At 71.5% G+C, this 12,131-nt stretch carries 11 protein-coding genes and 1 tRNA gene; 6 read left to right on the top strand and 6 right to left on the bottom strand.

Going from position 1 to position 12,131, the window contains the following annotated elements; translation table 11 throughout:
* Nucleotides 1-50 precede the first annotated feature (50 nt).
* A complete protein-coding gene (pth, locus tag GU5_RS0101325; protein ID WP_029513917.1) occupies nt 51-635 on the bottom strand; it encodes an aminoacyl-tRNA hydrolase in 585 nt (194 codons plus the stop codon).
* A gap of 52 nt (nt 636-687) precedes the next feature.
* Nucleotides 688-1,332, bottom strand: a complete 645-nt coding sequence (locus GU5_RS0101320) for a 50S ribosomal protein L25/general stress protein Ctc (protein WP_010523778.1) — start codon at nt 1,330-1,332, stop codon at nt 688-690.
* A 287-nt stretch (nt 1,333-1,619) separates the two neighbouring features.
* Here GU5_RS0101320 and GU5_RS13410 point away from each other — a divergent pair, with 287 nt between their 5' ends.
* Nucleotides 1,620-2,441 carry an alpha/beta fold hydrolase gene (locus GU5_RS13410; protein ID WP_010523777.1) on the top strand — a complete coding sequence of 274 codons (822 nt, stop codon included), beginning with the start codon at nt 1,620-1,622 and terminating at the stop codon, nt 2,439-2,441.
* A 117-nt stretch (nt 2,442-2,558) separates the two neighbouring features.
* Here GU5_RS13410 and GU5_RS0101310 read toward each other — a convergent pair whose 3' ends face one another.
* The 4 genes from GU5_RS0101310 to GU5_RS13405 all read right to left on the bottom strand — a co-directional run bounded on the left by GU5_RS0101310 (nt 2,559) and on the right by GU5_RS13405 (nt 6,067).
* Nucleotides 2,559-3,539 carry a ribose-phosphate diphosphokinase gene (locus GU5_RS0101310; protein WP_010523776.1) on the bottom strand — a complete coding sequence of 327 codons (981 nt, stop codon included), beginning with the start codon at nt 3,537-3,539 and terminating at the stop codon, nt 2,559-2,561.
* A 48-nt stretch (nt 3,540-3,587) separates the two neighbouring features.
* On the bottom strand, nt 3,588-5,063 hold the full coding sequence (gene glmU, locus GU5_RS0101305; protein ID WP_010523775.1) for a bifunctional UDP-N-acetylglucosamine diphosphorylase/glucosamine-1-phosphate N-acetyltransferase GlmU: 1,476 nt from the start codon (nt 5,061-5,063) through the stop codon (nt 3,588-3,590).
* Between the two features lie 84 nt (nt 5,064-5,147).
* Nucleotides 5,148-5,219: transfer RNA gene (locus GU5_RS0101300), tRNA-Gln, on the bottom strand.
* 86 nt (nt 5,220-5,305) lie between these two features.
* A complete protein-coding gene (locus GU5_RS13405; RefSeq protein ID WP_010523774.1) occupies nt 5,306-6,067 on the bottom strand; it encodes a GntR family transcriptional regulator in 762 nt (253 codons plus the stop codon).
* Nucleotides 6,068-6,382: 315 nt separating this feature from the next.
* Between GU5_RS13405 and GU5_RS0101290 the strand changes: the two genes are divergently transcribed.
* From GU5_RS0101290 to GU5_RS16570, 5 genes are read left to right on the top strand one after another with little or no spacing between them, the layout of a single operon-like run.
* Entirely contained in the window at nt 6,383-7,516 is a 1,134-nt protein-coding gene (locus GU5_RS0101290; protein ID WP_010523773.1) for an ABC transporter substrate-binding protein, read from the top strand.
* On the top strand, nt 7,513-8,418 hold the full coding sequence (locus tag GU5_RS0101285; RefSeq protein ID WP_010523772.1) for an ABC transporter permease subunit: 906 nt from the start codon (nt 7,513-7,515) through the stop codon (nt 8,416-8,418). Before GU5_RS0101290 ends, GU5_RS0101285 begins: the two co-directional genes overlap by 4 nt.
* The gene (locus GU5_RS13400; RefSeq protein ID WP_083830259.1) at nt 8,406-9,407 is read left to right on the top strand and encodes an ABC transporter permease; all 1,002 of its coding nucleotides are present in this window, start codon (nt 8,406-8,408) and stop codon (nt 9,405-9,407) included. Before GU5_RS0101285 ends, GU5_RS13400 begins: the two co-directional genes overlap by 13 nt.
* Nucleotides 9,404-10,468 (top strand): ABC transporter ATP-binding protein, encoded by a 1,065-nt coding sequence (locus tag GU5_RS0101275; protein ID WP_010523770.1) that lies wholly within the window; start codon nt 9,404-9,406, stop codon nt 10,466-10,468. The genes GU5_RS13400 and GU5_RS0101275 overlap by 4 nt, the downstream gene beginning before the upstream one ends.
* A complete protein-coding gene (locus GU5_RS16570; protein WP_010523769.1) occupies nt 10,465-12,105 on the top strand; it encodes an HAD-IA family hydrolase in 1,641 nt (546 codons plus the stop codon). The genes GU5_RS0101275 and GU5_RS16570 overlap by 4 nt, the downstream gene beginning before the upstream one ends.
* Nucleotides 12,106-12,131 lie beyond the last annotated feature (26 nt).

Genomic DNA, 12,131 nt, shown 5'->3' with positions numbered 1-12,131 from the left:
CGGGCCCCGCGGTGAGCGGAGCCCGGGCCGGCGTCGTCGGAACCGGAGCCTCAGAGCTGGTGCACGCGGTTCTGCGCGGCGGTCAGGCCGTCGGTGATGACGTTCTCGACGGCGTCGCCGGCGCGCTGCAGCAGCTGCGGCAGCGCCTTCCGCTCCTCGGCGGAGAAGTTCTGCAGCACATAGTCGGCGGTGTCCATGCGCCCCGGCGGGCGGGAGACGCCCACCCGCACCCGGATGTAGTCGCGGTCGCCGCCGAGGTGCTGCGTGATGGACTTCAGCCCGTTGTGCCCGCCCTCGGATCCGCCGCGCTTGAGCTTGATCCGCTCGAAGTCCAGGTCGACCTCGTCGTGGACGACGATCAGCCGCGCCGGGTCGACGTCGTAGTAGTCCATCAACCGGCGGATCGGCTGGCCCGAGGTGTTCATATAGCCCTCGGAGACGGCGAAGAGCATCTTGGGACCGCCGGGCTGCAGGCGGGCGCCGACCATCCGCGCGCCGACCTTGGTGCGGGCCAGGCCGGCCCCCATGCGGCCGACGAGCTCGTCGACGACCATCTGCCCCACGTTGTGCCGCGTGCGCGAGTAGCGGGGCCCGGGATTCCCGAGCCCCGCCACCAGCCAGTTCTCTGAACTCATGGAGTCGAGTCTATCGACCCGCTCGCCGCGGGTCGCATCGGCTCCGGAGCGCTCACTCCTCCTCGGAGGAGCCCTCGCCCTCGCCCGACTCCTCGGAGGAGGACGCCTCGGCGGCCTCGTCCTCGTCCTCGTCGGACTCCTCGTCCTCGCCCAGGTCCTGCGCGGCGGGCTCGTAGATGGTCACGATCGGGGACTCGAGGTCCGACAGCGCCAGGGTGGTGCCCTTGGGCAGCTGCAGCAGCTCCGGCAGCGCGTGCTCGGTGCGGTCGGTGATGTCGATGCTGACCGACTCCGGCAGGTGGGTCGCCTCGGCCTCGACGGAGACGGTCGGCTGGTCCAGCAGGTGGGCCAGGCCCGCGGCCGGCTCGCCGATGACCTCGACGGTGACGTCGACGACGACCTTCTCGCCGCGACGGACGACGATGAGGTCGAGGTGGTCGACGCTGCGGTAGATGGCGTCGCGCTGGATGTCCTTGGGCAGCACCATCTGGTCCTTGCCCTCGATGTCCAGGGTGATCAGCGCGTTGGGGTTGCGGACCGCCAGCGTGGTCTCGTGCTTCGGCAGAAGCAGGTGCTGCGGGTCCTCGCCGTGGCCGTAGACGACGGCGGGGATCCAGCCCTCGCGGCGGGCCCGGCGGGCCGCACCCTTGCCGAAGTCGCTCCGGAGGTGGGCCTGAATGACGATCTTGTCCGACATGATGTGTCCTTCGTTGGTCGACGGTCCTGACGTCCAGGGGCCGACGGGGGAAGACGTCGGACCGTCGCACGCTGCACAGCATGCGGTGGGCTCTCGAGCGTCGCCTCGTCGATCACGGAGTCGCGGCGGCCTCGCCGACCGCGCTCCCTCGCCTGGGCACAGTCGCTCATGCTATCACGGCCCGGGCGGCGCCCAAGACGCCCACGACGCCGCCGCAGCCGCCCGCGACCGGAGACGGCGCACCCCGACCTTGCCCGCCGACGGCGCGGACGACGATACTCGGCACCATGGAGCACACCACGCTGAGCACCACCACGCTGCACGCCCCGAGCGAGCCGACCGCGCTGTTCGTCCTGGTGCCGGGTCTCGGCACCGACGTGGCGAGCACCTGGGCGCACACCGCCGCCCACCTGGTCGACGGCGGGGCCGCGGCCGGCCCCCAGGTGATCGGCGTCGACCTGCCCGGCCACGGGCTCTCCGCCCCGTGGACCGACGCCCCTGCGGAGCCGACGATGAGCGCCCTGGGGAACCTGCTGGTCGAGGCGGTGGTCGAGCACCGCGCCCGCCGCCCCGAGCTGACCGAGGTGCCGGTCAGCGCCGCCGGGACCTCGCTGGCCGGGGGTCTGATGCTGCAGCTGGGCATCGACCACCCCGACCGCTTCGCCCGCCTGGTCGTCGTCGGCGGGGCGCCGCGCTTCGGCGACCCGCAGACCTGGATCGAGCGGGCCGAGACGATCCGCGCCGCGGGCACCGCCTCGCTGGCCGAGGGCAGCGCGGGCAAGTGGTTCACCGAGGACTTCCGGCGCGAGCACGCTCACGAGGTCGAGGCGGTGCTGGACTCGCTGCGCACCGCCGACGACGCCAGCTACGCGGCGCTGTGCAGCGTGCAGAGCCGCTTCGACCTGCGCGACCGGCTCTCCGAGGTCGCCGTGCCGGTGCTCGCCGTCGCCGGAGAGCACGATCCGGTGGCCCCGCCGGAGCAGGCCGAGACCATCGCCGCCGGCGTGCCTCAGGGATCGGCGACGACGGTGCCCGGCGTCGCCCACCAGATCCCCACGCAGAAGCCGGCCGAGACGGCCGAGCTGCTGCGCGGTTTCCTGCAGGGCTAGTGCGCCGCCCGGCCGCGGACGCAGTGCGGGCCGCCGACCATCCGGTCGGCGGCCCGCACTGTGCACCGGCTCAGGCCCGCGGCTCACGCTGTGCTGAGCCGCCGACGGCGGGGTCCGTCAGGCGTTGCCCTCGAAGAGCGAGGTCACCGAGCCGTCCTCGAAGACCTCGCGGATCGCCCGCGCCAGGATCGGGGCGATGGAGAGGACCGTGAGGTTGCTGAAGCGCTTCTCGTCCGGGATCGGCAGCGTGTTGGTGACCACGACCTCCCGGGCGCCGGACTGCTCGAGGCGCTCGGGCGCCGGCTCGGAGAGCACCGCGTGGGTGGCGGCGATGATGACGTCCTTGGCGCCGGCGTCCTTGAGCACCTTCACCGCACCGGAGATCGTGCCGCCGGTGTCGATCATGTCGTCGATGAGCACGCAGGTCCGGCCCTCGATCTCGCCGACGACCTGCTTGGACTCGGCCATGTTCGGCTGGGTCAGATCACGGGTCTTGTGCACGAAGGCCAGCGGGGCCCCGCCGAGGCGCTCGGCCCACTGCTCGGCGACGCGCACCCGGCCGGTGTCCGGCGAGACCACGGTGACCTCGTCGCCGGCGACCTGGGCCTTGATGTGGTCGGCCAGCAGCGGGACGGCGAAGAGATGGTCGACCGGGCCGTCGAAGAAGCCCTGGATCTGCGCGGTGTGCAGGTCGACCGACATGATCCGGTCGGCGCCGGAGGTCTTGTACAGGTCGGAGACCAGGCGCGCCGAGATCGGCTCACGGCCGCGGCCCTTCTTGTCCTGCCGCGCATACGGGTAGAACGGCGAGACGACGGTGATGCGCTTGGCCGAGGCGCGCTTCATGGAGTCGATCATGATGAGCTGCTCCATGAGCCAGTTGTTCAGCGGGTACGGGTGCGACTGCAGCAGGAACACGTCCTTTCCGCGCACCGACTCCGAGGAGCGCACATAGAGCTCGCCGTTGGCGAACTCGTAGGCGCTCATCGGCAGCAGCTCGGTCCCCAGCTCGGCGGCGATCTCGTCCCCCAGCTCGGGGTGTGCCCGTCCGGATGCCACGACGAGGGTCTTCTCCCCGCTCAGCCTGATCTCGTCCATGCCTGTTCTTCCTTCTCTCCGGTCGGTTCCCTGGCTGCTGTCTCGACTCTACTCCGCCGCATCCGCCGGCTCGTCCGAGGATCCCGCCGCGCGACGGGCCGCCTCGGCCGATCCGCTGTCCGGACGCCTGCGCTCCACCCAGCCGTCGGCGTTGCGCTGCGGGGCCACCGACAGCGCAAGCGCTCCGGCGGGCACATCCTTGCGGACCACCGCACCGGCGCCGGTGTAGGCGCCGTCGCCGACTTCGACCGGCGCGACGAACACCGTGTTCGAGCTGGTGCGCACATGCGAGCCGATCACCGTGCGGTGCTTGGCCTCGCCGTCGTAGTTGGCGGTGATGTTGCCGCAGCCGATGTTGGTGTGCTCACCGATGACCGCGTCGCCGGCGTAGCCCAGGTGGGAGAGCTTCGCGCCGCGGCCGATCTCGACGTTCTTCGTCTCGTAGAACGCGCCGATCGTGCCGGTCTCGCCGAGCCGGGTGCCGCGGCGGAGGTAGGTGAAGGGGCCGACGCGCGCACCGTCGCCGATCTCCGCACCCTCGCCGTGGGTGCGGACGATCTCCGCGCCCTCGCCGACGATCACGTCGGTCAGCGTGGTGTCCGGCCCGACGACGGCGTCGCGGCCGATGCGCGTGGCACCGTGCAGCTGGGTGCCGGGCAGCACGGTGGTGTCCTCGTCGAGGGTGACGGTGGCGTCGATCCAGGTGGTCGCCGGGTCGACGACGGTGGTGCCGCCGCGCATATGCGCCTCGACGGTGCGCCGGTTCAGCTCCGCGCCCAGGGCCTGCAGCTGGACGCGGTCGTTGGCGCCCTCGACCTGCCAGCGGTCCTCGGTGACGACGGCGGCGACGCGGCCGCCCTCGGCCCGTGCCAGGGAGAGCACATCGGTCAGGTACTTCTCGCCCTGGACGTTGTCGGTGGAGACCTGCGCCAGCGCACGGCTCAGCACGGCGGCGTCGAAGGCGTAGATCCCGGAGTTGATCTCGCGGACGGCGCGCTGCTGCTCGGTGGCGTCCTTGTATTCGACGATGCCGGTGACCGACCCGTCTTCGGCGCGCAGCACCCGGCCGTAGGCGCCGGCGTCGTCGAGCACCGTGGTCAGCACGGTGACGGCATTGGAGTCGGCCTCATGGGCGGCGACGAGCTCGGTCAGCATCTCGGTGCTCAGCAGCGGCACATCGCCGTAGGTGACCACCACGGTGCCGGACTCGGCGGCGACGCCGTCGGCGGCGAGCTTCTCCAGGCCGCATTCGACGGCGCGACCGGTGCCGGGGACCTCGTCCTGGTCGGCGAGGACGACCGACGGGTCGAAGGTGGTGATGTGCCCGGCGACGGTCTCGCGCTGATGGCGCACGACGGCCACCAGGTGCTCGGGGCGCAGGCCGGCGGCGGCGGTGAGAGCGTGCCCGATCATGGACACTCCCCCGAGACGATGCATGATCTTCGGCGTCCGCGACTTCATGCGGGTGCCGGCGCCGGCCGCCAAGACGATCACTGCGGCGGGGCGAGTCTTGAGCGTGGGCACGTGCTGATGCTCCTTGACACGGGGGCGGAGGACCCCTCGATCCTATCGGGAACCCGACGATCCGGGAGCCTGGGGCCGGGGCCGTTCCGCCCCTAGGACTCGAACCTAGACTGCACAGCTCCAAAGGCTGGCGTGCTGCCATTACACCAGGGCGGACCACACGCGCGGGCACGCATGCAGTCCATCTTCGCATGGGAGGCGCGGGGAGTTCACATCCGCCGGTCCGCCCGGCGCGGAACCGTTCAGATCCCCGGCTCGGAGCCGGGGAGCGCCCAGCGCAGCGGGTTGGAGTTCCGCGAATTTCCCACCGAGACCATGATCCGCCCGGAGATATAACGGTCGGTCGCCCACTCCAGGAGCCGACCCGCGGGGTCGCGGGAGACGCGCCGGTGCATCAGCAGCGCGGTCCCGCGCGAGATCCCGAGCATCGCCGCATCCCTGGCCCTGGCCCCCTCGGCGCCGAACATGTGCTCGGCGTGGCTGAAATGCACTCCGTGCTCGTCGGCGAGCCGGGACGTGACGGAGGCGACGTCGTCGGGCAGCGCGTCGACGATCTCGCCGAGCCACTCCGGGTAGTGGGTCCGCTCGAGCATCACCGTCTCCCCGTCCAGCGTGCGCACGCGGGTCACCGCCAGGATCCGACGCCCCGGCGCCGCCTGCAGCAGCGTCTCGTCCATCTCCGAGGCGATCTGCCAGCGCTTCTCCACCACGCGGCCGCCCGGAGCACGGCCGTGGCCGCGGGCCCACTGGGCGAAGCTGTGGAACTCGTCGAAGCTGGAGCTCGGGCGCGGGACCCGCACCACGGTCTTCGGCCGCCCGCGCGTACCGTCCACGGTACCCTCGGCGACGAGCTCCTTCAGCGCCACGCGCACCGTCCCCGGCGAGACCTCGAAACGGCGGCTGAGCTCGCGCTCCGACGGCAGCGAGCCGCCGACGCCGACGACGCCGCCGCGGATGTCCTCGCGCAGAGCTTCGGCGATGTGCCGGAAGGCGAATGCGCCCACGTCATCTCCCCCTCGTCACCGATCACGACAGTGCTCGACGGCGCCCCCGCACAGCGCCCCGACGTCGTCGGCCAGTGTACGCGGAGGCTCCGATCGGCCCGATCCCGACGAGACCCCCGGCGGACCCGGGCCGTCGAGAACTGTTCATCGCTGATCCACTGTAGCGTGCCCTGATCGTCATTTCCACTAGTGACCTTAGACTTGACTCCCACAACTTCACTAGTGAACATAGTGTTCGTTGCCGCCGCCGGAGTCCGGCGCGACGACACTCGACACCACGACGCTGAAAGGCTTGGTACACCGCTGATGAGGACGATGCGCACGACGACGCGGACGCTGCTCGGCACGCTGACCATCGCGACCCTGGGGCTGACCGCCTGCGGAGGAGGTGAGGGCGCGGCCTCCGAAGGATGGCGCGAGGCCACCTCCGCCGAGGACGGCGGCGGCATGGAGCAACTGATCGAGGACGCCCAGGCCGAGGGCACGTTCAACGCCATGGGCCTCTACGAGGACTGGGCGAACTACGGCGGCCTGCTGCAGGCCTTCTCCGAGAAGTACGACATCGAGATCGTCAACGACACCTCGACCGGATCCAGCCAGGACCTGATCAACGCCGTGGTCAATCGTCAGGGACAGGACGATTCGCTCGACTATCTGGACACCGGCACCAGCTTCGCGGAGGAGGCCGACGCCGACGGCCTGCTGGCCGAATACAGCCCGGCGAGCGTCGACGACATCGCCGACGAGCACATCGGGGAGAACGGCACCTGGATCAATCACCTGGGCGGGACCGTCGCGATCGGCTGCGACACCTCCCGCGTCCAGGAGTGCCCGACCTCCTTCGAAGATCTGCTCGACGAGCAGTACGAGGGCCAGGTCGCCATCCCCGGCGACCCGACCACCGGAGAGTCCGGCTTCATGATCGTCCAGGCCGCCGCGCTGGCCAACGGCGGAAGCCTCGACGACATCGAGCCCGGCGTCGAGTTCTTCTCCGAGCTCTCCTCCGGCGGCAACTTCATCCCCGTCGAGGCCGGCGCCGGGACCATCGAGACCGGCGAGACGCCGATCGTGCTCAACTGGGACTACCTGCTGCAGCCCATCGCCGAGGACCTGCAGGCAGACTCCGGCATCGAACTGGAGATCACCCTGCCCGAGGACGGCCGGATCTCCTCGTTCTACGCGGCCTCGATCAATGACGACGCCCCGCACCCGGCGGTGGCCCGGCTGTTCTACGAGTTCCTCTTCTCCGACGAGGGCCAGAACCTGTTGCTCGAGGGCGCGGTGACCCCCGTACGCCTGGATGCGATGATCGAGGCCGGCACCATCGACCAGGAGGCCCTGGACGCGCTGCCCTCCGACGAGGGCATCGCCGGCGAGATCCCGACGCTGGCCCAGCGCGAGGCCAACCAGAAGGTGCTCGAGGAGCAGTGGTCGGGAGCCATCCAGTGAGCTCGGCGACCACACCCACCGACTCCGCCGCCGGCGCCCGGTCCGGCGGCGGGCGACTGCTCAGCCGCCTCGGCTCGCCGGCCGTGGTCTCGCTGGCACCGATGACGCTGGTGCTGCTGCTCTTCTTCGCCCTGCCCATCGGCGGCATGGCGCTGATCGCCTTCACCGTCGAGGGACCCTCCGGCGCGGCCCGGGCGGGGCTGACGCACTTCGCCGATCTGACCGACCATGCCGAGGCCCTGGGAAACTCCGCCCGCGTCTCGCTGATCGGCGCGACCGTGGGCGCGGCCATCGGCGCAGTGACCTCCTTCTGCATCTCGCAGATCCGCAGCCGTCGGCTGGACTCCGTCGTCGCCGTGCTGTCCTCGGTGCTGGCCAACGACGGCGGGGCGCCGCTGGCGTTCTCCTTCATCGTCACGCTGGGCAATGCGGGACTGCTGTTCAGCCTCCTGCATCTCGATGCGACGGGCTTCTCGCTCTACAGCTGGCAGGGCCTGGTGGTGATGTACCAGTACTTCCTGATCCCCACCATGGTGATGGTCACGTTGCCGACCTTCGCCGGACTGCGCCGTCAGTGGCGCGAGGCCAACACCGCCCTGGGCGGATCCTCCTGGACCTTCTGGCGTCGCGTGGGGCTGCCGGTCGCCGCACCGGGGCTGCTGGGCGGCTGGATCCTGCTGGTCGGCTCAGCCTATGCCACCCACGCCTCGGCAGCAGTGCTCATCGGCACCGGCGTCTACCCGCTGGTCCCGCTGACCATCGCCTCCGAGCTGCGCTCCGGGGCGAGCACCGGCGGGGAGGCCACGGCCATGGCCCTCGGCGTGACCATGGTGGTCATCGCCGTCGTCGTGCTGTTCCTGTTCACCCGTCTGCAGAGGAGGAGCGCTCGATGGCTGCAGTGACCCCTGTCCCGCACGACCGCCCGACCCTCGCCCGGCGGAGCGGCCGCGCCACCATGTGGCTGCCGGTCCTCGCCGTCGCGATCTACATCGCGGTGCCGCTGCTCTGCAGCATCGGCTACGCCGTGCTGCCCGGCTGGTCGTTCTCGCTGAGCGCCTATTCGGTGCTCGGCGACGACGCCAGCCTCCTCTCGGCGGCCGGACGCACCGTCACCGTGGCGGTGCTGACCGTGGTCGCGCTGCTGCTGACGCTGGTGCCCGCCGTCGTCGCCGTGCATCTCTGGGCCCCGCGGCTGCGCCCGGTGCTGGAGATCCTGTGCACGCTGCCGCTGGTCGTCCCGGCGATCGCGCTGGCCGCCGGCATCGTCTCCCTGCTGCGGTGGGGCGCCCAGCAGGGGCGGGGCACGCTGCCGAATGCGATCAGCCAGTTCGTCCAGCATCCGGACCTGCCGCTGATCCTGGTGGGCACCTACGTCGTGCTCTGCCTGCCGTTCACCTTCCGCTCCATCGACGCCGGGCTGCGCACCATCCCGCTGAAGGCCATGGTGGAGGGATCGGCGAGCCTGGGCTCGAGCACCTGGGGGACGATCCTGCGGGTGGTGCTGCCCAACATCCGCGGCCCCGTGCTGTTCTCGATCTTCTTCACCACCGCCCTGTGCTTCGGCGAGTTCTCCGTGGCGGCCACGCTGAGCCAGGACACGGTGCCGGTCTGGCTGTTCACCGTCTCGAACACAGACTTCCGGGCCTCCATCGCCGTCGCGGTCCTGCTGAACCTGACCACCTGGGGGTTGATGCTGATCGGCACCCTCGCCACCCAGCGATTCGCCCCGGGCCGCTCCGGCGGCACCGGCGGCACCGGCGAGGAGACCTCCGCCGACGACGCCGAGGACGGGCCCTCCCCCGACGGTTCATCTGCCGAGGACCGCACCCGCGCCCACGCCCCGCACTCACCCACCTGTGAGCAGGCCGACCCCGAGAAGGTGACCCGATGATGAGCACGACCACCACCCAGGACAACGCCGTCGTCCTCGACGGCATCACGAAGCGCTTCGGCCCCACCACAGTGCTCGACGACCTCAGCCTGCACATCTCCGCCGGCGAGCTGGTCTCGGTGCTGGGTCCCTCGGGCTGCGGCAAGACCACTGCGATGCGGATCCTCGCCGGCTTCGAGAAGCCGACCACCGGCCGCGTGCTGGTCAGCGGGAAGGACCTCACCGCCGTCGCCCCGAACCGCCGGGACATCGGCATGGTCTTCCAGGCCTACAGCCTCTTCCCGAACCTCTCGGTCCGGCAGAACGTCGAGTACGGACTGCGCGTGCGCCGCGTCCGGCGCGAAGCGCGCCGTCGCACCGCCGAGGAGCTGCTGGAGATGTGCGGCCTGCCGCAGCTGGCCGACCGCTACCCCCACCAGCTCTCCGGCGGACAGCAGCAACGGGTGGCGCTGGCCCGCGCGCTCGCCGTCCAGCCCTCGGTGCTGCTGCTCGACGAGCCGCTCTCGGCCCTGGACGCCATCGTGCGCCACCAGATCCGCGAGGAGATCCGCCGGCTGCAGCAGCAGCTGGGCATCACCACGATGTTCGTCACCCACGACCAGGAGGAGGCGCTGGCCATCGCCGACCGGGTCGCCGTGCTCAACGGCGGGGTGATCGAGCAGGTCGACGAGCCCCGCACGATCTACCGCCGACCGGCCACCGAGTTCGTCGCCCAGTTCGTGGGCACGGTGACCCGGCTCGGGGCCGATCCCTCCTTCACCCGCGGCGCGCTGCCGGTGCAGGGGCCCGCCCACGGCCTGGACACGCTGTTCGTCCGCCCTGAGGACCTCACGCTGAGCCCCGCGGCGGAGGGCACCTGCACTGTGGTCTCCCAGACGTTCACCGGCGAGCGGACCATCGTCCGCGCCTCCGGTGACGAGGGCCCGGAGCTGATCAGCTCGGTCTCCGCCGCCGAGGCCGCCGACCTCGTCCCCGGCACCCGAGTGATCCCGCATGTCCTCGACGAGCCGGCGCTGCGCCTGCCGGCCGCGGCATCGGCCGCCGAGCGGGTCCCGGCATGAGCGCCGAGGCCCCGCGCGGCATCGCCATCATCTCGTCCCGCTCCCCCGAGTTCCTCCTGGACGCCGAGGCGGTCGTCTTCGACTGCGACGGCCTGCTGGTCGATTCGGAGTCGGTCTGGCTGGAGCTGATCGCCGAGCAGCACCGCCGGCTGGGACTCTCGGCGACGGCCGCCGTCGAGGCCGCGGGACAGTTCCGCGGACTCGACGTCGGCGACGCCGCGGCACGCCTGGCCTCCCGGAGCCGGGAGACCCAACCCGTCGCCGAACTGCGCGACGTCCTGGTCGAGGACTACTCCGCCCGGCTGGCCGCCGGCGTGACGCCGATGCCCGGGGCGGTGGCTCTGGTCCGCGCCCTCGTCGGCCGCGTCCCGGTGGCCGTGGCCAGCAACGGCCTGCGGGCCGACGTCGCCGCGATGCTCGCCGACGTCGGGCTGCTCGAGCTCGTCGACGTCGTCCGGACGCTGGACGACGTCGACGCGGCCAAGCCGGCACCGGACGTGTACCTGGCCGCGGCCCGGGCCCTGGACGTCGACCCGTCCCGGACCGTGGCCTTCGAAGACTCCGTCGCCGGGGCCGAGGCGGCCCGCGCGGCGGGTATGACCGTCGTCGGCGTCGACGCCGAGGAGGCCACGATGCCCTGCAGCCACCGAATCGACTCCCTGGTCGGGCTGGACGTCCTCCCGACGCGACCGACCGATCCCACCCGTTCCGCCGACCGATCCGCCCGCTCCTTGGAGGAGACCATGCCTGTCACCGCACTCACCGCCGAGACCGACCGTCCGACTCTGCGCCTGATCAGCTGGAACCTCTGGTTCGGCGGAGCCGAGGTCGAGAACGGCCGCCATAAGCAGGTCGACGTGCTGCGCGAGCAGCAGGCGGACCTGCTGTTCCTCCAGGAATGCTGGGGCGACGCCGGCGGCCGGCTGGGCCGCACCCTCGGGATGACCGTCGCGCAGCAGTCCTGGGACAACGCGGTGCTCAGCACCGGGCCCGCTCAGCTGCTGACCACCGACACCGCCCCCTACGCCACGGCGGCCGTCGTCGGTACTGCCGCCGGCCAGGTGCTGGCCTGGTCGGTGCATCTGGCTCCCGAGGACTACGGCCCCTATCGCGCCGACGAGCTGCCCGCGGCCAGCGAGGAGGTCTTCGCGCAGTCCGGCGAGGTCGCCCGCGACCGACAGGCGCAGCGCGTCCTGGAGGAGACGGACCGACTGCTCGAGCAGCACGGCTCGATGCCGGTCATCATCGCCGGCGACTTCAACGTGCCCTCCGCCGTCGACTGGGACGGCGCAGACCGCCCTGCGGTCGACTGGCCGGCGACCCGCCGGCTGGTCGACGCCGGCTACGCCGACGCCTTCCGCATCGTGCACCCGGACCCGCGCCGCGCACCGGGGCGCTCCTGGGCGCAGATCCACACATTGGACGACGAGCCGCGCGACCGCATCGACTTCGTCTACGTGCGCGGGCTCGACGTGCTCGCCGCCGACCACCTCGGCGGCGCGGCCGATGCCGAGGACGCCCCGGCCGACGAAGGCTTCGTGGAGTTCGGCGGCGTGTGCCGGCACATCCCTGACCATCAGGACAACGACTTTCCGTCCGACCACCTGGCGGTGCGCACGGTGCTCGCCGCCGAGTGAGGCCCGAAGCCTCTCCCCTGCGGGAC

Origin of the sequence: Nesterenkonia sp. F, assembly GCF_000220985.1 — a bacterium.
GTDB lineage: Bacteria > Actinomycetota > Actinomycetes > Actinomycetales > Micrococcaceae > Nesterenkonia.
This window is presented reverse-complemented; position numbering and strand designations above follow the sequence as displayed.